We start from the raw sequence: 23,081 nt of genomic DNA, 5'->3' as shown, positions 1-23,081 counted from the left end.
GCCCGGCACGCCCATCGGCGGACGGCTTGGGGCACAATCGCCCCCTCTTCTTCGCGGCCCGCACAGGCCGCGCAGGCCGTAGTGCCTTCCCCCAACATTCTCTACAGGCCCATCAACCCCATGGCATCCGTCAACAAAGTCATCATCGTCGGCAACCTCGGGCGCGACCCCGAGATCCGCACCTTCCCCAGCGGCGATCAGGTCGCCAACGTCACCATCGCCACCACCGACCGCTGGCGCGACAAGAACACCGGCGAGAACAAGGAAGCCACCGAGTGGCACCGCATCGTCTTCAACGGCCGCCTGGCCGAGATCGTGGGTCAGTACCTGCGCAAGGGCTCCCAGGTCTACGTCGAAGGCAGCCTGCGCACCCGCAAGTGGACCGACCAGTCGGGCCAGGAAAAGTACACCACCGAAATCCGCGCCGACACCATGCAGATGCTGGGCAGCCGCCAGGGCATGGGCGGCGGCCAGGGTGGCGGCTATGACGACGGCGGCTACGGCGATGCCGGCGACAACGGCGGCGGCTACGGCGCTGGCAATGGCGGCGGCAACGCAGCCCCGGCCCGCCGCCCCGCCCCGCAGGCCGCGGCTCCGCGCCCGGCGCCGCGCCCCGCCCCGGCCCCCGTCGCCCAGCCGCCCCGCGCGGCCTCGGGCTTCGACGACATGGACGACGACATTCCTTTCTGAGCTTTGCCGTTGCCGAAATGGCCAGCAGGAAGCCCTAAGCAAAAAGCCCCAAGTGCCTGCCACCTGGGGCTTTTTGCTGGTAGGAATCGTGACTGACCTGCCACCCGCCATCCGCGCGAAGGCAGTACGGGCAGTACGACAAGGTGCGGCGACGACGCCAGAACGGTTTTGTCAGCCGCTATTGACCCATCCATCCCCGATCGTCTCGGCTTGCTCCAGCACCAGCTCCACCGCCGCGTCGGCCAGGTCAGGCGGGTACTTGTACTTGCGCAGAATCCGCTTGACCATCAGCCGCAGCTTGGCCCGCACGCTCTCGCGCTGAGCCCAGTCCACGCTGATGTTCTGGCGCAGGCTGGTCGTCAGCTCATGGGCGATCTTCTTGAGCGTCTCGTCGCTCAGTTCCCGCGCCGCCGATTCGTTGAGGATCAGCGCGTCATAGAACTTCACCTCGTCCTCGCTCAGGCCCAGGCTCTCGCCGCGTGAAGCCGCCTCGCGGAACTTCTTGGCCATCTCCACCAGCTCTTCCATGACCTGGGCGGTTTCGATGGAACGGTTCTGGTAGCGCTTGATGACGTTACCCAGCAGCTCGGAGAACTTGCGCTCCTGCACCACGTTGGTGGCAAAGCGGCTCTTGATCTCGCCTTCCAGCAGACGCTCCAGCAGTTCCACGGCCAGATTGCGCTCCGGCAGGTTCTTCACCTGCGCCAGGAACTCGTCGTCCAGCAGCCCGATGTTGGGCTTGTCCAGGCCCACGGCATCGAAGATGTCCACCACGCTGCCAGACACCACGGCCGAGCCGATGATCTGGCGGATGGCCAGCTCGCGCTGCTCGTCGGTCTTCTTCTGCCGTGTGATGTCCTTCTTGGTCAGGATCACCTTCACGGCCTGCATGAAGGCGACCTCTTCGCGAACGGCCTTGGCTTCGTCCAGCGTGCAGCACAGGGTGAAGGCCTTGCTCATGGCCAGCGCCGTGTCGGCGAAGCGCTTCTTGCCGTCGCGCTGGGCCTCGCTCTTCAAGCCCAGCACGTGGTTGGCCGCTCCGGCCAGCACCTTGTGCCCGCCTGTGATGAAGCCGCTGTAGTCGAAGCCGTGCAGCATGGCGCGCAGCACGTCGAGCTTTTCCTCCAGCACGGCGTAGGCCTCGTAGGCATCGACCGTGGGCTTGCCACGGCCCTGGCTGGCCGTGTACTCCTTCATGGCGGCCTTCAGCTCGTTGCCGATGCCGATGTAATCGACCACCAGGCCGCCCTGCTTGTCCTTGAACACGCGGTTCACGCGGGCAATGGCCTGCATGAGGTTGTGGCCCTTCATGGGCTTGTCCACATACAGGGTGTGCACGCAAGGGGCATCGAAGCCGGTCAGCCACATGTCGCGCACGATCACCAGGCGCAGCGGGTCGGTAGGGTCCTTGAAGCGCTTCTCCAGCCGCTTCTTGACCTGGCCGCTGTAGATGTGCGGGCGCAGCAGGGCCTTGTCACTGGCCGATCCCGTCATCACGATCTTGACGGCGCCCTTCTCGGGGTCCGAGTCATGCCAGTCGGGGCGCAGCTTGATGATCTCGTCGTACAGATGAACGCAGATGTCGCGGCTCATGGCCACGACCATGGCCTTGCCGTTCTGCGCCTTGTTGCGTTCTTCGAAGTGCCTGACCAGGTCCGCCGCCACGGCGGCCACGCGCGGCTCCGCACCCACCACCTTTTCCAGGGCGGCCCAGCGGCTCTTGAGCCTGGCCTGGGCGCCTTCTTCCTCGTCTTCGGCCAGCTCGTCCACCTCTTCGTCGAGGTGTGGCAGCTCTTCTTGCTTCAGGCTGAGCTTGGCCAGGCGGCTCTCGTAGTAGATGGCCACGGTGGCGCCATCTTCCTTGGCCTGCTGCATGTCGTAGACATGGATGTAGTCGCCGAACACGGCCCGCGTGTCGCGGTCTTCGCTGGACACGGGCGTGCCTGTGAAGGCCACGAAGGTGGCGTTGGGCAAGGCGTCGCGCAGGTGCTGGGCGTAGCCGGCCTGGTACTTGTGCTCCACCTCATAGGCGGGCGGCGCGAAGTTGGCAGGCAGCGCCGAACTGACTGCGTCACCCGTGGTCACTGCCGCCGCTGCGCCCTCTGGCTGGCCCGCCTTGCGCTTGATGGTCTTGAGCTTCGCCTCGAAGCCGTACTGCGTGCGATGCGCTTCGTCGGCGATCACAACGATGTTGCAGCGGTCCGAGAGCACCGGGAAGGTGTCCTCGTCCTCGCCCGGCATGAACTTCTGGATGGTGGCGAACACGATGCCGCCCGAGGGCCGGTGGGCCAGCTTGGCGCGCAGGTCCTGCCGCGTCTCGACCTGCACGGGCTGCTCGCGCAGCAGGTCAGCGCCCAAGCTGAACACGCCGAACAACTGCCCATCCAGGTCATTGCGGTCGGTGATGACCACGATGGTGGGGTTCTGCATGGCCGGCTCCTGCATCACCCGCGCGGCAAAGCAGGTCATGGTGATGCTCTTGCCGCTGCCCTGGGTGTGCCACACCACCCCGCCCTTGTGCGAACCACCCGGGCGGGACGCGGCCACCACCTGCTCGATGGCCGCGCGCACCGCGTGGAACTGGTGGTAGCCAGCGATCTTCTTGACCAGCCCGCCATCGTCCTCGAACAGCACGAAGTAGCGCAGGTAATCCAGCAGATAGGCCGGTGCCAGCGCACCGCGCACCAGGGTTTCCAGCTCGTTGAACTGGCCCAGCGGGTCGAGCGTGACACCGTCGATGGTGCGCCAGGCCATGAAGCGCTCGGCGTTGCTGGAGAGCGAGCCTATCAGCGCCTCGGAGCCGTCCGACACCACCAGCACCGCGTTGTACTGGAACACGTCGGGGATCTGCGCCTTGTACGTCTGGATCTGGTCGTAGGCCTTCCAGATGCTGGCGTTTTCGTCGGCCGGGTTCTTCAGCTCCAGCAGCACCACGGGCAGGCCGTTGAGGAACAGGATGATGTCAGGGCGACGGGTGTGGTGCGGGCCCTTGAGCGAGAACTGGTTGACGGCCAGCCATTCGTTCGCCGACGCATTGCCCCAGTCCACCAGGCGAACGAAGTCGCCACGGGTTTCGCCATCTTTCTGGTACTGCACGGGCACGCCGCCCACCAGCAGGCGGTGGAAGTGCCGGTTGGCCGACAGCAGCACGGGGGTGCCCAGATCCTGCACCTGCTTGAAGGCGTCTTCGCGCGCTGCCAGGGGAATGTGCGGGTTCAGGCGGGCGATGGCATCGCGCAGGCGCTGGGGCAGCAGCACCTGGCGTAAGTTGTCGCGCGCCGGCGTTGGGCTATCGGGGGCGATGTCGTAGCCACTCAGGTGGGTGTAGCCGACTTCGACGAGCCAACTGAGTGCGTCCTGTTCGAGTTGAACTTCTGTCATGGCTCTTCCGCGCTTCGGTATGACTGCAATTCGTGCGTCGGCGTGCCAGGGAACGCTCGGCGAATGCGGTGCTCTTTGACCAACGCCTCCAAATAGCCTTTGCGCAACCCGTCTGAGTTCCGGCTGAGCAGTTCAGCCAATACGCTCAGCCGTACATACCGGCCGGCACAAACGGACAAGATCACCTCGGTCATGACCTGAGGCCCAAGCCGGGCCTTTTCCCTCGGCAAGGCCGCGCGCTGCAACAGATCTGCCCTCAGTTCTTCAGACAACACGGCAAGCTCATCGACGACCGGCGCATCCAGAAGAGGCGACAGCAGGCAGCCATGTTCGTCTCTGAGCACGGAGCCGCTGGCGCCTCGTGCTGACGCGTCGGTAGCAGCCGCCTGCGCGGCCGCAAGCGCCTCGCCAGGCCAGAAACTGCCACCGTTACTACCGGAGCTAGCGCCACTACTACCGGAGCTGATACCGCTACTACCGGAGCTAAAGGCAGCCGGGAACACCTGCTCCGGGGTAACGGGGGCGGCACCGGGCAGGTGATAGACCTTGCCACGCGATTGCCCCTGAGACAGCAGCATCCCTTCCCGCTCCAGGCGCGCCAGCGCCAAGCTGATGTCATGGGAATGCTCGGCGCAGATTTCCGTCATTCGGGAGTGATTCACCACCCCCTCGATCACAGCGGTTGCCAGAATCATCCGATCGAGGGCATTGACATGGTCAAAAGCCACGCCAAACCGCGCTCGCAACGTGTCTAAAACCGTGGCAGGCAGCAGATCCAGCATGTGCAATTCCAACAGGGTTTGTTCAGGCTGATCCTTCTCGCGCAGAAGCGGCTGGCGCCAATGACAGCTCTGCCAACCGCTGTAAATCTTGGGGATGCCCGAACCACCGCGCTCGCCCAGGCCGATCAGCAAAAACATCTGGTGAAGAATCCGATTGCGGCAATCGCTTTCGCCACCCCGAATCACCTGCTCCAGGGGGAGCCGCAAAAGGCCGGGGTTGCGAAAGCCGAACATGTCTGGCCGCTTCACCACCAACACCGACACACGGCCGGTGTAGTCCGCATGCACCAAGGTGTTGACCAGGGCTTCCCGCAAGGCCACATGCACGGGCGTGTCGTCTTGCCGTTGCCCACCTTTGAGCGAGAAATGCACCTTCAGATCGGCCACCAGCTTGCGATACACACGCCGGTAAAACTCGAATAAATTGCCGGTCCAGGTGCCATCGGGCACCAGCCGATCCACCCACCGCAACTCGGTCTTCGCCTCCGGACGTTCCTGATAGTCCAGGAAATAGTGAGGCACGGCTTCTTGGATGGCAGACCACTGGCCAAACATCAGCAGCCCGGCCAGAGTCAGCCCCTCTTCTCCGGTGAGGCGGTCGCGGCGCCAGCCTCGCAGGCTCGTCAAGAAGGCGAAGTCATCCTGTTCGAGGTAAGGGTGACCTGGCTTTTCGTCCTTGAGCATCTGGCGATAGATGCGAAGGCTGTCCATGTCAATGTCTGACATGCCAAAGCCTGAAAGGATGCGGGCGTCGCGCTCATCTTCGACCTGCTCGGCCAACATGCGCTTGACGGTTTCTTCGTCACACAAACGATCGCCATCGTTGAGGCGCTTGTAGGTGTACCCCAAAGGCTGCCCGTTGAGGAACACCGGCCGCTGCTTGCGCGTGGCCTGCGGAACCTGGATGCACAGGATGGCCTTGCCCTCAATGACGACCTCTTGCACATCGGCATCGGTCAGCAAATTGGCGCTGACCTTGCCGGGGTTGTTCAGGTTGTTGAACAAGTCTGCACGCACCTTGGCGATGTCGGGCAGGCCAGCCACGGTGAACGAGCCATTGCGCTCCCTCACGCCTAACAACACCACCCCGCCATGCGCATTGGCCATGGCCGAGTAGGTGGCCCAGAAGTCCTTGGGCACCTCGCCTTGCCCACTTTGTCCCTGCGCCAGCTTGCATTCGAGTTCGTGGGTCTCACGCAGGGTCAATAAGTATTCTGGCGTTTGAAAGACCATGGGCATCAGCTCAACTCCTTGACCAAGGGCCGGAAGACCTCGGACATGCGCAGCGCTGCCTGCTCCAGCCAGGCGTAATAGGCAGGCCACTGGTCTTCGCTTTCCAGCGGCGATGCGGGCCGCACCTGCAGGATGCGGCAGGCGTGCCCGTCCGGCAGCTCCATCCATTCGAGCGTGGCGCCCAGGGCCGCGTCGATCGCCGCCTGATGGGCCTGGAGTTGCTTGAACATGCTCTTGGAGTTGCCGTGGTCGATATAGACCTCCAGGCCCACCCGGCTCTCCCGCGAATTGACGGTGGCGGACAGGTGGATGCCCGAGCGGCCCAGGGCGATATTGGTCCAGTGCTGCGGCAAGGGCTTTTGCGGGCGCAGCGTGGAGCCCCTGGCCTGCAGCCAGGCTTGCCAGCCCGACCAGAACTTCAGCTGGCGCTGCTTGGTGGGCGTGGTGGTGGCGGCGGCCTGGGCGTTCTGCTGGCCCGTCTTGGCCCAGTCATTGGGTTTGACGACCACGTTGAAGCTGGGCGCCATGGGCGAATCGCCGATGCGCCATAGCTCGATCTCGGCGGCGAAGAAGTCCAGCTCTTCGGTGGTGTGCTGGTTCAGGAACTCCAGCGCGGCCACATGCTCGGTACGGAAGGCTTCGGCCAGCCAGATCACCTTGCGCGCCCCCACCCCTGCGGCGTAGGTCAAGATCTGGCCCAGGTGGGTGTGGTTGGTCTTTTCCAACTGGTTCTCGATGATGACCTTGCCGCCATCGTCGGTGCAGAGGATGTCCACCTTGAAGTCGCCCACGGGGTGCTCGATGCCGGCCAGTTCCAGTTCCCCCAGCCCCAGGGCCTCGGCCAGCAGCAGAAGGTTGCCGGGCTGCGCCAGCCAGGGCGTGAACTCGCCGGCCTCATGGGCCCAGGCATGGCGCAGGGGGATGCGTTCGAGCTTACCGAGCGGGGGTTTCATGCGAGGGCTTCCTCCAGTTGGGACTGGGCTTCGGGCAGGCAGAGTTGGCCGGAGATGAGGCGGGGGAGCAAAGTGTCGCGCAGGTCCGCCAGACTTTGCGCATGTGTCTCGTTGCTCTTCACCCGCTCATGCAACGGCCTGGCAATCGACTCGAACGCTTCCACGCACGCCCGTTCAGGAATGACGTAGGGCAACCCGTGAATGTGGTTCCGATTGAGTGTTGGCACGGCTGACCCGGCATTGAAAGATTTGAAGTCCAACAATCGAAGCAGTTCATAGGCGTAGCAAGCAGTGGCCGCCCTGAACTCCTTGATCCATAACGTCGTGTTGAGCGGCCAGTAGTCATCGAACGTCAAGAACACACGACCCAGCACGCCTGAGCGACCCGTGACCACACCCGGGCCTTTCACCATGGCCTCGCGATGCGTGCCGCTTGGGCCACTGGCGGCGATGATTGGATATGCACCTTCGGTCCTGTCCTGCGCGGGAAGGTCAAATCCCCGCTGAAGCACAAGCAGGTCATCCAACTGACCAAGCTGCCACCCCTTCGGTACCAAGCCCCAGCTCGTCTCCTCCAACGCATCAGGGAACAGCGCGGCCGTGGCCTCGGCCATGCCTTCAGGGGCGCGGCCTGCCATCTTGGCGCGCACGGGGTCGAAATCGACGAACCACGACTTGAACAGCGCCTGGGCGATGGCTTCGAGGGTGGCGTTGGTTTCGCGCAGGAGGGTGATGCGGTCGTCGAGAGCGCCCAGAGTCGAGGCAATCTCTCGCTGAGTACCGATGGGAGGCAAGCTGAGTTTGAACTTGAAGCAGTCTCCCACCCGAATGTGGCTCACGACCGAGCCAGACCCCTCATGGCTCCCGAATTGGTGCTGCAAAGCTGGCGACAAGAACGTGTACAGCAAAAAGCGGGAATCGAGAAGCTTCGGGTTGGCGCGGTACTGCATCAACCTTTGTCCCAGAAACACGCCCTCGGCTTCTTTGACCATACCAACCTCACCGATTGGCGCCTCCCTTGTCAGGATGACATCGCCTGGCTGCAAATTGGCTCTGCGAGTCCACTTTTCGTAGGTGTCTTCTTCGACGTATCGGCATTCACTGAGATCGATTCGACCGTGACGCACGTTCGTAGTTCGAATCATCCTGAATCGAGTTTCATGTGCGACCAAGGGAGCGGTCTTGTTCACGCAGTCAACGATGAGGTCGCAGACATCCTCAATCGCCACTGTCGGCCACTCAGAGCTCATACCCCAGCCCCCCCAGCCTCTGCCGAATCAGCGCATCCAACTCCGCGCCCTTGGCCATCTGCTCGCCCAGCTTCTCGGTGAGCTTCTGCATCTTCTCGGCAAAGGCCTCGTCGTCGTCTTCCACCTCTTCGGCGCCCACATAGCGCCCCGGGGTCAGCACATGGCCGTGCTGCGCGATTTCGTCCAAGCGAACGCTGCGGCAAAAGCCCGGCACGTCTTCATAGCGGGTGATGCTGGCGCCCGCCTCCACCTCGCCACGCCAGGCGGCCACGGTTTCGGCGATGCGGGCAATCGCCGCATCGTCCAGCTCGGCCTGCACGCGTGAAATCATCTTGCCGAGCTTGCGGGCGTCGATGAACAGCACCTCGCCCTCGCGTGCCTTTTGCTTGGCCAAGAACCACAGGCAGGCCGGGATCTGGGTGTTGAAGAACAGCTGCCCCGGCAGGGCCACCATAACCTCGACCACGTCGGCATCGACCATCGCGGCGCGGATCACGCCCTCGTTGTTCTGGCTGCTGCTCATCGAGCCATTGGCCAGCACGATGCCGGCGCGGCCCGTGGGTTTCAGGTGGTGCAGCATGTGCTGCAGCCAGGCGTAGTTGGCATTGCCTTGCGGCGGGTCGCCGTAGTGCCAGCGGGCATCGCCTGCCAGGCTGCCGTGCCACCAGTCGCTGATGTTGAAGGGCGGGTTGGCCAGGATGTAGTCGGCCCGCAGGTCGGCGTGCTGGTCGCGGGTGAAGGTGTCGGCGGGCTCGCGACCCAGGTTGAAGTCGATGCCGCGAATGGCCAGGTTCATGGCCGCCAGGCGCCAGGTGGTGGGATTGGCCTCCTGCCCGTAGATGGACACGTCGCCTTTCCTGCCGCCGTGGGCTTCGATGAACTTCTCGCTCTGCACGAACATGCCGCCCGAGCCGCAGCAGGGGTCGTACACCTTGCCGTGGTGCGGGGCCAGCACGGCCACCAGGGTCTTGACGATGCTGGCGGGCGTGTAGAACTGCCCGCCCCGCTTGCCTTCGGCGCTGGCGAACATACCCAGGAAATATTCGTACACCTGGCCCAGCACGTCGCGGGCCACGGCGGGGTCGGTGCCGAAGCCGATGGTGGAGACCAGGTCCACCAGTTCGCCCAGCTTGCCGTCGGGTAATTGGGCGCGGGCATAACGCTTGTCGAGGATGTTCTTGAGCTTGGGGTTCTCGGCTTCGATCAGGCCCAGGGCGTCGTCGATGTGCTTGCCGATGGTGGTCTGCTTGGCGGCGGCGCGGATGGCCTCCCAGCGCGCGGCTTCTGGCACCCAGAACACGTTGGCCGAGGTGTAGTAGTCGCGGTCTTCGAGTTCGGCGGCGATGTCTTCGTCGCAGGCGTCGCCGTAGAAGTATTCGTCGTCGGGGTCGCGCAGGCGCGCGGCCAGTTCGGCTGTGCGGGCGGTGAAGGTGTCCGAGATGTACTTGAGGAAGATGAGGCCGAGCACGAGGTGCTTGTACTCGGCGGCGTCCATGTTGGCGCGCAGCTTGTCGGCGGTGGCCCAGAGGGTCTTCTTGATGTCGTCGAGCATGTGTCCCGAGGGCTGGATTCGTTGTTGACTGCAAGGTGGCAAGGGGATTTGCCCGATCTGTCGATCTTAGAACGTGCTCACGATCTCGCAGGGGATCGCGTTGGAGCGCAATCGGGATGAGTGGATGCTTCGGATGCGCCGCATGGACTCTCAGCCCATGCAATCAGCCGGGGCGTCAAAACTCGTTGCCATGGCCCGATTTCGCTCCAACCCGAAGGGCAGCTGTGTGGGCGGGCGGTCTGCGGCGTTGCGGCGCTTGTGGATAGCCGTGCTATCCACTGCGCACCGCGCCTTGCATCCCATCCCGCCGACGTAGCTGCGCGACCCCTGGGAGATCGTGAACACGTTCTTAGAACCTGCTCACCGTCTTTCCGGGATGGGTTCAGTCGGAGGCGGGGGCTTGCCGGCTTGTTGAAATAGGCCGCCCGGAAGCCTCTTCCTCTCGCGGGGAAGAGGCTTTTTTTACGGCCCGGGCGCCCGGCTTCTTCGGTGCTCAGTGGTCCCGCGCCCGCCAGACCGCCTCTTCCAGCGCCAGCGGCCGGGCCAGGTAGTAGCCCTGGGCGAAGTCCACGCCGAGCTGGCTCAGCACGTCCAGCTCGGCGGCCTGCTCCACGCCTTCGGCGACGAGCTGGCTGCCGATCTCGTGCGCGAAGCTGATGAGGCCCTTGGCAAGCGCGCGGCGGTGGCTGTCGCGGTCGATGGACTGGGTGATGCTCATGTCGAGCTTGATGACCTCGGGCTGCAGGTTGAGGATGTGGCGCATGCTGGCGTAGCCGGCACCCGCGTCGTCCACGGCCAGCCGCGCGCCGCGGGCGCGGAAGGGCCCCAGCGCCTGGGCCAGGGCGGCGTAGTCGTTGACGATGGCGTGTTCGGTGACTTCGAGCACCACGCGGGAGAAGTCGGTGCCGTCGTCCAGCAGCGGCTGCAGGGTGCCCGAGATGATGAGTTCGGGCGAGCAGTTCACGTTCAGCCGCACGTCGTGCGGAAAGGCCTGCAGCGCGGCCAGCGCCTTGTGGATGGCGTGCAGCTCCAGCTCCATGCCCAGCCCCACGGCGTGGGCCGCGCTGAACCACTGGTCGGGCGGGCGGCGGGGCTCGGCGTCGAAGCGCGCCAGGCATTCGAAGCCGTGGATGCGGCGCTGCGCGATGCCATAGACGGGCTGGAAGACGATGCGCAGGCTGTCGGCGGCCATGGCCATGCGGATGTCGTGGGCGACCGTGGCCTGCTGCTCTTCGCTGCGGGCCGCCGCGTCGAAGTGGAAGCCCAGGAACTCGGCGAAGGCGCGCAGCACGTCCATGTCGCGCTCGGTCAGCGTGGCGACGGGCTGGTAGCTGAAGCAGCACAGGGTGCCGAAGAGCCGCTGGTTGGCCAGCACGATGGGCACGCTCAGGTGCGAGCCGATCGGAACGGCCAGGGTTTCGGGGATGGCCATCGCGGCCGGGATGAGGGAGGTGTCGGGGATGAAGGCGGGCAGCTCGCCCCGGAACACCTTCAGGCAATAGCCCTGCGAGAGCGGGATCGCCTGGCCGGCGCGCAGCGGGCAGCCGGGCTCGGCGTCCAGGTGGTCCAGCACCCGGTCGGTCTCGCGGAAGCGCGACACGAAGGCCACGTCCATCGACAGATGGCGGCGCACCGCGTGCAGCACCCGCTCCAGGCCCGCAGCGCCGACCGAGTGCTCGAAGAAAGGTGCCAGCGGATCGGTGTAGTGTGGCGATGGTCCTGGTGGTGCCGACATGTCTCCTCCTTCGGGCGGATCGCTGCGAGGCGGCTGGCGGCTCCCGTACCGCCTGGCTGCCTTCCTCGACTCAGCAATGCTCATATCTATCGGTCGCCCGAGACGATTCGCTTATAGGCGGTTTCCTCCCTGCGCAGCAGGGGAATATCCCAAGATTCCATGCTGCGCACCGGCACCGGACGGCGCCTCCTTGAGGCAGATCAACCGGGCCCGCCGCCCTGCCGGCCAGCTCCTACCGCGCGGCAGGCCGTGCACCCACGGGGCGCACTCTGCGGGGGCGGCAAGCTGGAGGGCCACGGCGGCTCTGCCCGGGCCGCCGCACGACACACCCCCAGGAGTCCACCGCCATGCGTACCCCCGTTTCCATCGATAACGACGAACCCGGCATCGACCCGTCCGCCGACCCGAATGCCGAGCTGCCCGAGGGCGAGGACATCAACGACCGCCTGAGCGCGGAAGACGACGTGGCCGACTCGATCGAGGACGTGTCCGCCCATGCCTTCGACGACATGCCGCAGGACGGCCCGCTGAACTTCGACGACGGCACCGACATGGGCCACCCGCGCGGCAACACCGCCCGCCAGGGCGGCACATGGAAGGACGACGGCGCCGACGAGGGCGACCTGAAGCCGCCGGCGGAGCTGATGTCGGACACCAACGGGCCGAGCGACCCGGACCTCAAGCGCCAGGGCTGAGCGCGCCGTTTTTCGGCGCCTGTTCAGCCCCGGCTCAACGCCCGGCCGGCGCCAGCGCGGCGGCCAGGTGGTCGATCAGCGCCCGCAGCTTGGGCGGCATGTGCCGCGCTGCGGGAAACAGCAGGTACGCCGTGCCCTGGTAGAGCGTGTCCACCGTCCATTCGGGCAGCAGGCGCACCACGCGGCCGGCCGCCAGCGCATCGCGCGCGACGAAATCGGGCACGCAGCCCACGCCCAGGCCGGCCTCGATGGCGGCCAGGCGCATTTCGCTGTGGTTGACGGCGCAGCGGCCCGACACGGCGACTTCCACCGCTTCCCTTTCCTTGCCGCCGGATTGGCGCACGAAGCGCCAGCGCGCATCCCCGGCCTGCTCGCCCAGCGGCAGGCAGCTGTGCGCCATCAAGTCCTGCGGGGTGCGGATGCGGGGTTGGGCGGCCAGATAGGCGGGGCTGGCGAGCGCCCATTGCTGCACCGGCATCAGGGCGCGCGCGGCCATGCCGGGCGGTGGGTCGTCGGTCAGGCGCACGACCAGATCGACGCCTTCGCGCAGCGCGTCCACGGGCCGGTCCACCACCATCAGATGCACGTCCACCTCGGGGTAGGCGCGCAGGAACGCCAGCAGCGGCGCCTGCAGCACATGGCGCGCGAAGGCCTTGGGCGCGCTGAGGCGGATCAGCCCCTGCGGCGTGCCCACATGGCCCTGCGCCACGCGCAGGCTGGCCTGGGCGGCGGCCACCATCTCGCGGCCGCGCTCCAGCACGGCCAGGCCCGCCTCGGTCAGGCGCAGCTGGCGCGTGCTGCGCTGCAGCAGCGATACGCCCAGGGCGCCTTCCAGCCGCGCCACCTGCCGGCTCACGGCCGAAGGGGTGAGCCCGTGCCGCCGCGCCGCGGCCGAGAAGCTGCCCGACTCGGCCACGCGCACGAAGGCGACGAGTTCATGCATCACGTCCTGGAAATCGTCTGTTCTCACGCTGCACAGCTCCTGTTCTGCGGGCCAGTCTAGTCAAGGCCGGGGGGCGCGGCGAACATCCGGGCCTTCGTTTCGCATTCTCCCGAGCCCACCGCATGCAGCCTTCGACACTGGCCGACCGCCCCACCCTGCCCCCGCTGGCCCGCGCGCCCGTGCCCGCCGCCTTCGGCCGGGTCGAGGCGCTGCTGCTGCTGGTGGCCGTGATCTGGGGCGGCAGCTACAGCGCCGCCAAGCTCGCCACGGCGCAGGTGCCGGTGCTGCAGTTCCTGGTGCTGCGCTTCGGGCTGACCTTCGTGCTGCTGCTGCCGGCGCTGCGGGGCCTGCGGGCGGCGCAGTCGTGGCGCGCGGCGCTGGCCGGGGCCACGCTGCTGGGCATCAACCTGCTGGTGATCTTCGTGTGCGAGACCTTCGGCGTGTCGCTCACCACGGCATCGAACGCGGCGTTTCTGATAAGCCTCTGCGTGGCCTTCACGCCGCTGTGCGAATGGTGGCTGCTGGGGGTGCGGCCCAGCCGCACGGTGCTGGCGGCGGCAGGCCTGTCGCTGCTGGGCGCGGGGCTGCTGGCGTTCCAGCACGGCCGGGCGTCGGCGGGCCTGAACGGGGGCGACGGGCTGATGGTGCTGGCGGCGCTGCTGCGCGGCGTGATGGTCTGCCTCACGCGGCGCCAGGGCCAGCGGCACGGGCTGCCGGCGCTCACGCTCACCGCCGTGCAGATGGGCGTGATGGCAGCGGGCTCGGCCCTGCTGATGCTGGCCACCCACGGCACCGCCTGGCCGGCGCTGCCGCGCAGCGTGCCCTTCTGGGCGGCCATGGCCTTCCTAGTACTGTGCTGCACGCTCTTCGCCTTCTTCGTGCAGAACCATGCGGCCACGCGCACCAGCCCCTCGCGCGTGGCGCTGCTCATGGGCAGCGAGCCGCTCTGGGGCGCGCTCATCGCCGTGCTGTGGATGGGCGAGCGCATGACGGCGGAGGGCTGGGCCGGCGGGCTGCTGATCGTCGCCTCGGCCTGGTGGGTCACGCGCCGCAGCGGCCCCTAATGACGACGGGCGCCCGAAGGCGCCCGTGAAGTTCAAACCGCTCTGCTTTTCATAGCATGCAGCGCTTGCCAATCAAGCGCTGGAGCCCCAAAGCATGCAAAAGAGCGGGAGCGGTGCCCCAGGTCAGCGCACCACCATCAGCGTGAACGGCCAGACGTAGGCCTGCATGGTCACGAACACACCCACCAGGCAGGCCAGGGCGATGGAGTGGAAGAACACGTAGCGCAGGATGTCGCCTTCGTGGTTGAACCAGCGCGTGGCGGTGGAGGCGACGACGATGGACTGCGCGTCGATCATCTTGCCCATCACGCCGCCGGAGCTGTTGGCCGCGCCCATGAGGTTGGGCGACAGGCCCAGCTGGTCGGCCGCGACCTTCTGCATGCCGCCGAAGAGCACGTTCGAGGCCGTGTCCGAGCCCGTCAGCGCCACGCCGATCCAGCCCATCAGCGTGCCGAAGAAGGGGTAGAGCACGCCGGTGTTGGCGAAGGCCAGGCCCAGGGTGGTGTCGGTGCCGGAGAAGCGCGTCAGGGTGCCCAGCGCCAGCATCAGCACGATGGTCAGCAGCGAGTAGCGCACCATCCACAGCGTCTTGAAGAAGGTCCGCACGATGGCGACGGGGTTGTACTTCATCACCAGCGCCGAGACGATGGCGGCCAGCAGGATGCCGCTGCCCGTGGCGGACAGCAGGTTCAGCGTGTAGACGGCGCCTTCCGGGTGCGGCGTGGTCACCACCGGCGGCATCTTCATGATCATGTTGTGCAGCCCCTCGATCGGGAACTTGGGCGCGAACAGGCCGTTGAGCCAGGCCTTGACCGGCGGCAGGCCCCAGACGAAGACGAACACCGACAGGATCAGCCAGGGCGTCCAGGCCGCGACCAGCGCTTCCTTGCTGTGGCGCACCACGGGCTGCGCCGGCTTGGCTTCGGAGGCGCTGATGTCCTTTCCGCGCATGGCCGGCGAGGTCCAGACCTTCTTGGGCTGCCACACGCGCAGGAACAGCACCAGCGAGACCATCGAGACGATGGCGGCGATGATGTCCACCAGCTCAGGCCCCATGAAGTTGGCGACCAGGAACTGCGGGATCGCGAAGGACAGGCCCGTGACCAGGATGGCCGGCCAGATTTCCTTCATGCCCTTGAAGCCCGCGAAGGCCCAGATCAGCCAGAAGGGCACCAGCAGCGAGAAGAAGGGCAGCTGGCGGCCGATCATGGCCGTGACGGCGTGCAGGTCGTAGCCGTGCACCTGCGCCAGCGTGATGACCGGCGTGCCCAGGGCGCCGAAGGCCACCGGCGCCGTGTTGGCGATCAGCGACAGGCCCGAGGCGGCCAGCGGCGAGAAGCCCAGGCCGATCAGGATGGCGGCCGTGACGGCCACCGGCGTGCCGAAGCCGGCCGCGCCCTCGAAGAAGGCGCCGAAGCAGAAGGCGATCAGCAGCAGCTGGATGCGCCGGTCTTCGGTGATGCCCGAGAGCGAATCCTGCAGCACCTTGAAGCTGCCGTTCTGCTCGGTGAGCTGGTGCAGGAAGATGATGTTCAGCACGATCCAGCCGATGGGCAGGAGGCCGGTGAAGCCGCCCAGCATGGCCGCGCGCCCGGCCATCTCCGCCGGCATGCCATACGCGAACACGGCCACCAGCAGGGCCGCGATCAGGCCCATGCCGGCGGCGATGTGCGCCTTGATGTGGAAGAAGCCGAGTGCGCCGAGCATCACTACCACCGGAATCGCGGCCAGCGCGGTGGAGATGAACATGTTCCCGAACGGGTCGTAGATTTGCTGCCAGATCATGAGTCTTTGTCTCCGATGCGTTTGTTTGTTCGTCTGTTTCGGATGGATGGATAGGCACGGCAAACCCATCCCATCGCATGGCGGCTCCATGCCAGTCGCCCGAATGTATGGGGAATGTATGGAGAATGTTTCATCGCGTGCGTGAAATCCCGTCCGCGCGGGTTGAGCCGATTTCAAACGCGTCAGCGGCGTGTCAGCAAGCGCAAGCGGCGGCGCACCCGGGCCGCAGGGCCGCGGGCCGGGTGGGAACGGATGGACGGACGAACGAAAGGGAGCGCGCAGGGGCAGGGCGGGGGGGCCGCCCTCGCGCTCAGGCAATCAGGCGATCAATCGATCGGAAGATTCAGGCGCAGGCGGAGATGACGCCGCCGCCCAGGCAGACCTCGCCGTCGTAGAGCACGGCGCTCTGGCCGGGCGTGACGGCCCATTGCGCCTCGGCGAAGTGCAGGGCGAAGCGGCCCTCGGCATCCGCATCGGCCAGGGTGCAGGCCGCGTCCTGCTGGCGGTAGCGCGACTTGGCCGCCAGCGCGCCGGCGGCGGGCGGGTGGCCGGCCACCCAGCTCGCATCGGCCGCCTGCAGCGTGTGCGAGAGCAGCCACGGGTGGTCGTGGCCCTGCACCACGCGCAGGGTGTTGGTGTCCAGCTCCTTGCGGGCCACGAACCAGGGCGCGTGCTCGCCCGCGCCGCGCTGGGCGCCTTTTTCCTTCACGCCGCCGATCCCCAGGCCCTGGCGCTGGCCCAGCGTGTAGAACGACAGGCCCTGGTGGCGGCCCAGCACGCGGCCGCGCTCGTCCTTGATGAAGCCGGGTTCCTTCTGGATGTAGCGGTTGAGGAATTCGCGGAACGGCCGCTCGCCGATGAAGCAGATGCCGGTCGAATCCTTCTTCTTGGCGTTGGGCAGGCCGATCTCCTCTGCGATGCGGCGCACCTCGGTCTTGTGCAGTTCGCCCACGGGGAACAGCGTCTTGGACAGCTGCGCCTGGTTCAGCCGGTGCAGGAAGTAGCTCTGGTCCTTGGACGGGTCCAGGCCCTTGAGCAGCTCGAACAGGCCCGTGGCCGCGTTCTGCCGCACCCTCGCGTAATGTCCGGTGGCGATTTTTTCCGCGCCCAGGCGCATGGCGTGGTCGAGAAAGGCCTTGAACTTGATCTCGGCGTTGCACAGCACGTCGGGGTTGGGCGTGCGGCCGGCCTGGTATTCGCGCAGGAACTCGGCGAACACGCGGTCACGATAGTCGGCGGCGAAGTTGACGTGCTCGATCTCGATGCCGATCACGTCGGCCACGGCGGCGGCATCGACGAAGTCGATGTTGGACGAGCAGTATTCGCTGTCGTCGTCGTCTTCCCAGTTCTTCATGAAGATGCCGACCACCTCGTGCCCCTGCTTCTTGAGCAGGTGCGCGGTGACCGCGGAATCGACCCCGCCCGACAACCCGACTACCACCCGATGCTTGCTGTTCATGGGGCCGATTATCCCCGTGGCGGCGCGGCGGTGCCCGCGTGGGGCCGCCCGCGCAGGCCGGGCGCGTCACTATCGAAACCATAGCTGCATGCGCTGATGGCATGCGCGCCGGGGCCGGTTGCCATGCCCGACGCGGCGCGCCACCGTTCCATGGCTGCACCGCTGCGTTGCGCTGGCGGGGTCTGGCGCATCGGCCGGATGGCCCCATATGCTCAGCCATGGCCCGCCGCGTGCGGGCCCCCACGCCGACCCGAAGGACCCCGCCATGACCGCTTCCACCGCCTCGCCCATCCTCAGCCGCCAGCCGCTGGCCGGCGGACTCTGGCCCACGCTGGACCCGTTCCTCTTCTGCGCCCACCACGACGACGCCTATCCCGCCGGCACGCCCGAGCTGGGCCCGGACGCATCGCTGGCCGGCCGGCAGATCGGCCAGGACTTCTCCGGCAAGGACGGCTGGAGCATGTACCACGGCGACGTGGTGCCCGGCTTTCCGCCGCACCCGCACCGCGGCTTCGAGACCGTGACCATCGTGCGCGAAGGCCTGATCGACCACAGCGACTCGCTGGGCGCCTCGGCCCGCTTCGGCCAGGGCGACGTGCAGTGGCTGACCGCCGGCCGCGGCGTGGTGCATGCCGAGATGTTCCCGCTGCTCGACGCCGCCGGCCCCAACCCGCTGGAGCTGTTCCAGATCTGGCTGAACCTGCCCGCCCGCCAGAAGATGGTGGACCCGCACTTCACCATGCTCTGGTCCGAGCGCATTCCGCGCCTGGTGCTGCGCGAAGGCGATGCGCAGGAGGGCCCGGCCGCCCACGTCGCCGTGATCGCCGGCCGGCTGGAGGGTGCCGCGCCGCTGGCGCCGCCGCCCGGCTCCTGGGCCGCGCAGCCCGCGTCGGACGTGGCCATCTGGACGCTGCGCCTGGAGCCCGGCGCCCGCTGGACGCTGCCGGCCGCCGCCGGCGAGGGCACGCGCCGCATGCTGTATCACTTCGCGGGCAGCGGCGTCACCGTGGCGGGCGAGGCCACCGGCCACGCCGCGCTGGAGCTGCGCGCGGGCGAGGCGGTGACGCTGGCCAACGGCGGCACCGAGGACGCCGAATTCCTGCTGCTGCAGGGCCGCCCGCTGGGCGAGCCGGTGGTGCAGTACGGCCCCTTCGTGATGAACACGCAGCAGGAGATCATGCAGGCGCTGCAGGACTACCGCCGCACCGAATTCGGCGGCTGGCCCTGGGGCGACGCCGCCCCGGTGCACGGCCCCGAGCCCCGGCGCTTCGCACGCCGCCCGGGCACCGAGGCGGACGAGCTGCCCGCCGAAGCCGCCACCACGGCCTGATCCCGCCTGATTCGGCCTGACGCGGCCGGAAGGGGGGGGAGGGCAAGAGGAAGGAAAAGGGGGCAAGGGAAAGCCCCCGGCCCCACGCCCGCCGCAGTCTTGCCCCATGGCCGACAATCGCGGGCTCTTTTTTTCTCTTTCAGACACCCAGGACCGCCACCCATGCAGATCGCCAAGGACACCGCCGTCACCCTCCAGTACAAGATCACCGACCCCGTCACCGGCAAGCCGCTGGATTCGGGCGACGTGGCCTATCTGCACGGCGGCTACGAGAACCTGTTCGCCAAGGTGGAGGCGGCCCTGGAAGGCCAGGCCGCGGGCCAGACCGTCACGGTGGACCTGGCGGTGGCCGATGCCTTCGGCGAGCGCGACGAGAGCCTGGTGCGCACCATCCCCAAGAGCGAATTCCCGCCCGGCGTGAAGGTGGGCGGCCAGTTGCGCGGCGTGGGCAACGACGGCCACCCCGCCGTCTTCAACGTGGTCAAGATCAAGGGCCCCGAAGTGCACCTGGACGGCAATCACCCGCTGGCTGGCCGCGCGCTGCGCTTCACGGGCAAGGTGACCGAGGTGCGCGCCGCCACGCAGGACGAGATCGCCCACCGCCACGTGCATGGCGGCCACGGCCACCACCATTGATTTGATGGTGCGGCGGGCGGCCCATCCGCCCGCATGCCCAACCGCTGTTCATTCGATAGCTGAAGGCCCTTGATCTGCAAGGGCTGGCGGCTCAAATCATCTTGATCCGGGCAGGGTGGGCATTCAGCCCCGCGCCTTGATCGCCGTCTGCGTGATGGCGCGGCCCAGGGCCTCGAAGGCGCGGCCGGCCTGCTTCTGCTCGTCCAGCCCCTCGGCGCAGGTCGCCACGATGATGGCGCGCCGCCCGCCGTCCTGCGGATCGATCACGCCCATGTGGCAGGCGCGCTGGAACTGCGTGCCGGTCTTGTGGATGAAGCGCACCGTGCGCGGCAGGCCGGCTTCGAGCCGGTAGGCGTCGTAGGTGTCGAACTTCAGGTCCTTGTAGAGCTGCTGCTGGTGCTGCGCGTTCACCAGCTGGCCGCGCACCAGGCGCTCCAGCATGGCGCCGTAGTCCACCAGCGGCGCGGTGTTGTCGCCCCGGCGGTAGAAGCGCGCATAGGCCTCGTCCATGGTCCGCACCTGCAGCTGCGATTCGGGCATGCCGAGCGCCCGCGCCAGGGCCTGCACGCGGCGCGGGCCCTGCGGCGCGCCCGCGATGCGCACCAGGTCGTCGTGCGAGAGCTTGCGCGCATCGGGGTGGAATTCGGCATAGACGCCGTAGCGCACCTCGGAAAAGTCGGTGATGCGGCCGGCGCGCGCGCCCAGCAGGCTGCGCGCGCGGCGGGCCACCACGTCGGGCCCGGCCGAGCGCAGCAGCATGTTGGCGGCGGTGTTGTCGCTTTCCATCAGCATGCGGCGCAGCAGGCCCTGCACGTCGTGCCGCGTGCCGTTGTCCTGCCAGACCACGCCGCCCGATCCGTCCACCTTGTCGCCGTCCTGCACCGCCAGTTCCTGGTCTTCGCGCAGGCGGCCGGCTTCCACCTCCTGCAGCACGGCGATGGCGATCGGCAGCTTGGCGGACGAGGCCAGGTACCAGGGCCGGTCGGCCTGGTGGGCGAAGACCTCGCCCGTGTCCAGCCGCTTCACGTACACGCCCAGCTGGCCGGGCGTGGCCTTTTCGATGCGCTCGACCTGCTGGCGCAGGGCGGCGACCCAGGCGCCGTCGGCGGCAGGTTTGTCCGCCGCCCTGGGCTGGGCCAGCGCGGCGTCAGGGCTCGTCGCCGCCGAGCAGATCGCCGTCCACAGCGCCAGCGCGAGCAGCAGCCGCGCGCGGTTGGACGATGGTGGACGCGGCAGCAGCCGTGGTGGGGCAGGGTAGGTCATGGGGTTTCCCGTGGGTCAGCAGGCCGGACTGGCAGATCGCGATGCCGACCTGCCGCAGCGTGCGGTCGGATCGGGTGGTGGAGGGCTCGCCCCGCGTGCAGGCGACGACGATGGCGCGCACCGCGTGCGGGTGCAGGGCATCGGCCGGCCGGGTGATGAGGCCCGAATCGCAGGTGCGGGCGCGCTGGGTGCCGGTCTTGTGGGCGAAGGTCACGCCGGCGGGCAGGCCGGCCTTGATGCGCTGCGGGCCGGTCTGCACGCGCTCCATCACGCCCAGCAGGTAGCGGGTGTGGGCGGGGTTCAGCAGCCGGCCCTGCGCCAGCTGCGCGAGCAGCTCGCCATAGGCGTCGAGCCGGCCGGAATTGAGGCCGGTGGCGTAGTAGGCCTCGAAGGCCTCGCCCACGCCCAGCGGCCGCAGGCTGGCGGGCGCCACGTGCAGCAGGCGCGCCAGCGTGTCCTTGACCTCGCGGTCGCCGCGCTGGGCCTTGAGCTCCAGGAAGTCGCGGCCCGACAGGTGCAGCGCCTCGGGCGTGAGCTGCGCATAGGCCTGGCGGCGCACGTCGGCCAGGGTGGTGATGCGCTCCAGCCCGCCGGGCGCGGCCTCCTGCGCCACGGCGTTCACGGCGGGCAGGCCGACCAGCTCGATCAGCATGTCGCTGGCGGTGTTGTCGCTGAAGACGATCATCTGCTCCAGCAGCCAGCGCACGGTGAGCGGCGTGCCCGCCGCCTGGCGCTTGGTGGGGCCGGCGCCGTCCACGTAGTCGGCCTCGCGCAGCGTGAGCGGCGTGTCGAGCGTGAAGGCGCCGCGCTCCACGCCGCGCAGCACGGCGATCGCCACCGGCACCTTGACCGACGAGGCCAGGTACCAGCGCTCGGCGCCATGGAACGAGAGCGCATCGCCCGTGTCCAGATCGCGCACATAGACGCCGAAGGCCGTGGCGCCGGGCAGGGTGGCGGCCCGCTCCAGCCCGCGCTGCAGTGCCGGCACCCAGGGCGCGGGCACGGCGGCAGGCGCTGCGGCGCCGCCGGCCACGGAGGCGGGGACGGCCGGCGGCGCCGGTACCTGCGCCCGGGCCGGCAGGCCGGGCAGCGCGCACACGGCCAGGGCGGCGAGGGCGCGGCTCAGCGCACGGTTCAGCGCACGGCTCGGGGTGGACGAGGCGGGCTTCGGGATCGGCAGCGGAAAGCGGATCAAGGGCATGGGGCAGGCCAGGGTGCGGCAATGAAGGCAACCGCCACCGTACCGTGCGCACCTGCGCCGCCGCGTAGCACCCCAGGCGGCGCCCGTGTCGGACGGCAGCGCATGGGCAGCAAGGGCGTACTGGTTTTATCATCAGTGGTTCATGCCGGACTTCCAACCCACCCGATCCCACCGCACGCGCCTCATGCAGATCTGGCGCTCCGCCGGCTGGCCCTGCAAGGACGCGCTGGAGATCGACCTGCTCGCCGCCGGGCTGATCGCCCAGCACGCCACGCGCGAGGGGCACGAGCTGCTGCGGCTCACCGATGCCGGCATCGCCCTGCTGGCCCAGGCGCGCCAGCGCGGCCTGCGGGCGCTCTCGGCCCACGACCGGCTGGCCCAGCGCTTCGCCCACCATCTGCTGGCGGGCGGGCGCATCGTCTGGCGCGAACTGGCCCTGCGCGCCGCGCTGGAGGCCCCGGCAGCCCCTGCGGGCGCCGCCCTCCCACCCGCGCGGCCGGCTGCCGGGCCCACGCTCTGGGCGGACGAGGGCGACGGCGGCACGGCCACGCCGCCGCCCGCCGCGCAGGTCTGGCGCATGGCGCGGCCCGATCTTTTCTCGGTGCGCAACACCAGCGTGCCGGCCTACCTGCAGCCCATGGTGCACGAGATCAAGGCCAGCCGCGCCGATCTGCTCTCCGACCTGCGCCACGCCGAAAAGCGCCAGGCCTACCAGTGGCTGTGCGAGGAGTGCTACTACGTCTTCCCGGCCGGCGTGGCCGCGCCCGAGGAGATTCCCGAGCAGTTCGGCGTCTGGGTGATGCACGGCACGCTGGACGAAGGCGGCCCGGGCGAGGGCCGCTTCGAGCTGCTGCGCCCCGCCCGCCATGCCCGCTGCACGCTGCCCTTCGCGGTGTGGATGGCACTGGGCAAGGCCACGCCGCTGCGCCTGCCCGACGAGCCCGCGCAGGCGCAGCTGGGCGATGTGCCGGACGACCCGGACGGCCCCTGAACCCTTTCTGGCCAGGCCACCGCATCTCGTATTGCGGCATCACGTTCGGGCGGTAGGCGGTATTGCGCCCCGTTCCGACAGAAATGCAGTGCATTGCCCCGATGGCATGACCTGAATCCACGAGTCGCATGAATAACC

The 23,081-nt window shown here is 67.9% G+C and carries 17 protein-coding genes; 6 read left to right on the top strand and 11 right to left on the bottom strand.

The features are described from left to right. Positions 1-120: 120 nt before the first annotated feature. Positions 121-690, top strand: coding sequence for a single-stranded DNA-binding protein (gene ssb, locus BM070_RS15035; protein ID WP_092940235.1), 570 nt, complete (start codon positions 121-123; stop codon positions 688-690). Positions 691-861: 171 nt separating this feature from the next. On the opposite strand, the gene BM070_RS15030 is transcribed toward ssb, so the two are convergent. The 6 genes from BM070_RS15030 to BM070_RS15000 all read right to left on the bottom strand — a co-directional run bounded on the left by BM070_RS15030 (position 862) and on the right by BM070_RS15000 (position 11,576). Further along, positions 862-4,071: a type I restriction endonuclease subunit R gene (locus BM070_RS15030; protein WP_092940234.1), complete on the bottom strand. Its 3,210-nt coding sequence runs from the start codon at positions 4,069-4,071 to the stop codon at positions 862-864. After that, the gene (locus BM070_RS15025; RefSeq protein ID WP_092940233.1) at positions 4,068-6,092 is read right to left on the bottom strand and encodes an RNA/DNA-binding domain-containing protein; all 2,025 of its coding nucleotides are present in this window, start codon (positions 6,090-6,092) and stop codon (positions 4,068-4,070) included. The genes BM070_RS15030 and BM070_RS15025 overlap by 4 nt, the downstream gene beginning before the upstream one ends. After that, a complete protein-coding gene (locus BM070_RS15020) occupies positions 6,092-7,039 on the bottom strand; it encodes a DUF4268 domain-containing protein (protein ID WP_092940232.1) in 948 nt (315 codons plus the stop codon). Before BM070_RS15020 ends, BM070_RS15025 begins: the two co-directional genes overlap by 1 nt. Beyond that, a complete protein-coding gene (locus tag BM070_RS15015; protein ID WP_245785241.1) occupies positions 7,036-8,229 on the bottom strand; it encodes a restriction endonuclease subunit S in 1,194 nt (397 codons plus the stop codon). Before BM070_RS15015 ends, BM070_RS15020 begins: the two co-directional genes overlap by 4 nt. A 49-nt stretch (positions 8,230-8,278) precedes the next feature. After that, positions 8,279-9,841 (bottom strand): class I SAM-dependent DNA methyltransferase, encoded by a 1,563-nt coding sequence (locus BM070_RS15010; protein WP_092940230.1) that lies wholly within the window; start codon positions 9,839-9,841, stop codon positions 8,279-8,281. A gap of 493 nt (positions 9,842-10,334) precedes the next feature. After that, the gene (locus tag BM070_RS15000; protein WP_092940228.1) at positions 10,335-11,576 is read right to left on the bottom strand and encodes a sensor domain-containing phosphodiesterase; all 1,242 of its coding nucleotides are present in this window, start codon (positions 11,574-11,576) and stop codon (positions 10,335-10,337) included. Between the two features lie 347 nt (positions 11,577-11,923). On the opposite strand from BM070_RS15000, the gene BM070_RS14995 reads away from it, so the two are divergent. Then, positions 11,924-12,271, top strand: coding sequence for a serine/threonine protein kinase (locus BM070_RS14995; protein WP_092940227.1), 348 nt, complete (start codon positions 11,924-11,926; stop codon positions 12,269-12,271). A gap of 34 nt (positions 12,272-12,305) precedes the next feature. Here the strand turns inward: BM070_RS14995 and BM070_RS14990 are convergent, their stop codons facing one another. Continuing rightward, a complete protein-coding gene (locus BM070_RS14990) occupies positions 12,306-13,241 on the bottom strand; it encodes a LysR family transcriptional regulator (RefSeq protein WP_175518513.1) in 936 nt (311 codons plus the stop codon). 95 nt (positions 13,242-13,336) lie between these two features. Here BM070_RS14990 and BM070_RS14985 point away from each other — a divergent pair, with 95 nt between their 5' ends. Beyond that, positions 13,337-14,278: a DMT family transporter gene (locus tag BM070_RS14985; protein WP_092940225.1), complete on the top strand. Its 942-nt coding sequence runs from the start codon at positions 13,337-13,339 to the stop codon at positions 14,276-14,278. A 123-nt stretch (positions 14,279-14,401) separates the two neighbouring features. Here the strand turns inward: BM070_RS14985 and BM070_RS14980 are convergent, their stop codons facing one another. Then, positions 14,402-16,063 (bottom strand): L-lactate permease, encoded by a 1,662-nt coding sequence (locus tag BM070_RS14980; protein WP_092940224.1) that lies wholly within the window; start codon positions 16,061-16,063, stop codon positions 14,402-14,404. Between the two features lie 343 nt (positions 16,064-16,406). After that, the gene (gene mnmA, locus BM070_RS14975; RefSeq protein ID WP_092940223.1) at positions 16,407-17,522 is read right to left on the bottom strand and encodes a tRNA 2-thiouridine(34) synthase MnmA; all 1,116 of its coding nucleotides are present in this window, start codon (positions 17,520-17,522) and stop codon (positions 16,407-16,409) included. 265 nt (positions 17,523-17,787) lie between these two features. Between mnmA and BM070_RS14970 the strand changes: the two genes are divergently transcribed. Together BM070_RS14970 and BM070_RS14965 are read left to right on the top strand one after the other, a co-directional pair. Beyond that, positions 17,788-18,852 (top strand): pirin family protein, encoded by a 1,065-nt coding sequence (locus tag BM070_RS14970; RefSeq protein ID WP_092940323.1) that lies wholly within the window; start codon positions 17,788-17,790, stop codon positions 18,850-18,852. A gap of 162 nt (positions 18,853-19,014) precedes the next feature. After that, positions 19,015-19,488, top strand: a complete 474-nt coding sequence (locus tag BM070_RS14965; protein WP_092940222.1) for an FKBP-type peptidyl-prolyl cis-trans isomerase — start codon at positions 19,015-19,017, stop codon at positions 19,486-19,488. 123 nt (positions 19,489-19,611) lie between these two features. Here the strand turns inward: BM070_RS14965 and BM070_RS14960 are convergent, their stop codons facing one another. Together BM070_RS14960 and BM070_RS14955 are read right to left on the bottom strand one after the other, a co-directional pair. Then, on the bottom strand, positions 19,612-20,751 hold the full coding sequence (locus BM070_RS14960; RefSeq protein ID WP_092940221.1) for a serine hydrolase: 1,140 nt from the start codon (positions 20,749-20,751) through the stop codon (positions 19,612-19,614). Then, positions 20,636-21,952 carry a serine hydrolase gene (locus tag BM070_RS14955; RefSeq protein ID WP_092940220.1) on the bottom strand — a complete coding sequence of 439 codons (1,317 nt, stop codon included), beginning with the start codon at positions 21,950-21,952 and terminating at the stop codon, positions 20,636-20,638. Before BM070_RS14955 ends, BM070_RS14960 begins: the two co-directional genes overlap by 116 nt. Positions 21,953-22,094: 142 nt before the next feature. Between BM070_RS14955 and BM070_RS14950 the strand changes: the two genes are divergently transcribed. Next, positions 22,095-22,943, top strand: coding sequence for a hypothetical protein (locus BM070_RS14950; RefSeq protein ID WP_092940219.1), 849 nt, complete (start codon positions 22,095-22,097; stop codon positions 22,941-22,943). Positions 22,944-23,081: the final 138 nt, after the last annotated feature.

The organism is Paracidovorax wautersii, assembly GCF_900113035.1.
GTDB classification, from domain to species: Bacteria; Pseudomonadota; Gammaproteobacteria; order Burkholderiales; family Burkholderiaceae_C; genus Paracidovorax; species Paracidovorax wautersii.
Note: the sequence above shows the minus strand (reverse complement) of the source record. Positions and strands in the feature narration are given on the sequence as shown.

Excerpts from the sequence above, each read along its gene's own strand:
- BM070_RS14980 (WP_092940224.1), bottom strand. The coding sequence starts at position 16,063 with ATGATCTGGCAGCAAATCTACGACCCGTTCGGGAACATGTTCATCTCC.
- BM070_RS14960 (WP_092940221.1), bottom strand. The coding sequence starts at position 20,751 with ATGACCTACCCTGCCCCACCACGGCTGCTGCCGCGTCCACCATCGTCC.
- BM070_RS14995 (WP_092940227.1), top strand. The coding sequence starts at position 11,924 with ATGCGTACCCCCGTTTCCATCGATAACGACGAACCCGGCATCGACCCG.
- ssb (WP_092940235.1), top strand. The coding sequence starts at position 121 with ATGGCATCCGTCAACAAAGTCATCATCGTCGGCAACCTCGGGCGCGAC.
- BM070_RS15020 (WP_092940232.1), bottom strand. The coding sequence starts at position 7,039 with ATGAAACCCCCGCTCGGTAAGCTCGAACGCATCCCCCTGCGCCATGCC.
- BM070_RS15025 (WP_092940233.1), bottom strand. The coding sequence starts at position 6,092 with ATGCCCATGGTCTTTCAAACGCCAGAATACTTATTGACCCTGCGTGAG.
- BM070_RS15030 (WP_092940234.1), bottom strand. The coding sequence starts at position 4,071 with ATGACAGAAGTTCAACTCGAACAGGACGCACTCAGTTGGCTCGTCGAA.
- BM070_RS14970 (WP_092940323.1), top strand. The coding sequence starts at position 17,788 with ATGACCGCTTCCACCGCCTCGCCCATCCTCAGCCGCCAGCCGCTGGCC.
- mnmA (WP_092940223.1), bottom strand. The coding sequence starts at position 17,522 with ATGAACAGCAAGCATCGGGTGGTAGTCGGGTTGTCGGGCGGGGTCGAT.
- BM070_RS14965 (WP_092940222.1), top strand. The coding sequence starts at position 19,015 with ATGCAGATCGCCAAGGACACCGCCGTCACCCTCCAGTACAAGATCACC.
- BM070_RS14985 (WP_092940225.1), top strand. The coding sequence starts at position 13,337 with ATGCAGCCTTCGACACTGGCCGACCGCCCCACCCTGCCCCCGCTGGCC.
- BM070_RS14955 (WP_092940220.1), bottom strand. The coding sequence starts at position 21,952 with ATGCCCTTGATCCGCTTTCCGCTGCCGATCCCGAAGCCCGCCTCGTCC.
- BM070_RS15000 (WP_092940228.1), bottom strand. The coding sequence starts at position 11,576 with ATGTCGGCACCACCAGGACCATCGCCACACTACACCGATCCGCTGGCA.
- BM070_RS14950 (WP_092940219.1), top strand. The coding sequence starts at position 22,095 with ATGCCGGACTTCCAACCCACCCGATCCCACCGCACGCGCCTCATGCAG.
- BM070_RS15010 (WP_092940230.1), bottom strand. The coding sequence starts at position 9,841 with ATGCTCGACGACATCAAGAAGACCCTCTGGGCCACCGCCGACAAGCTG.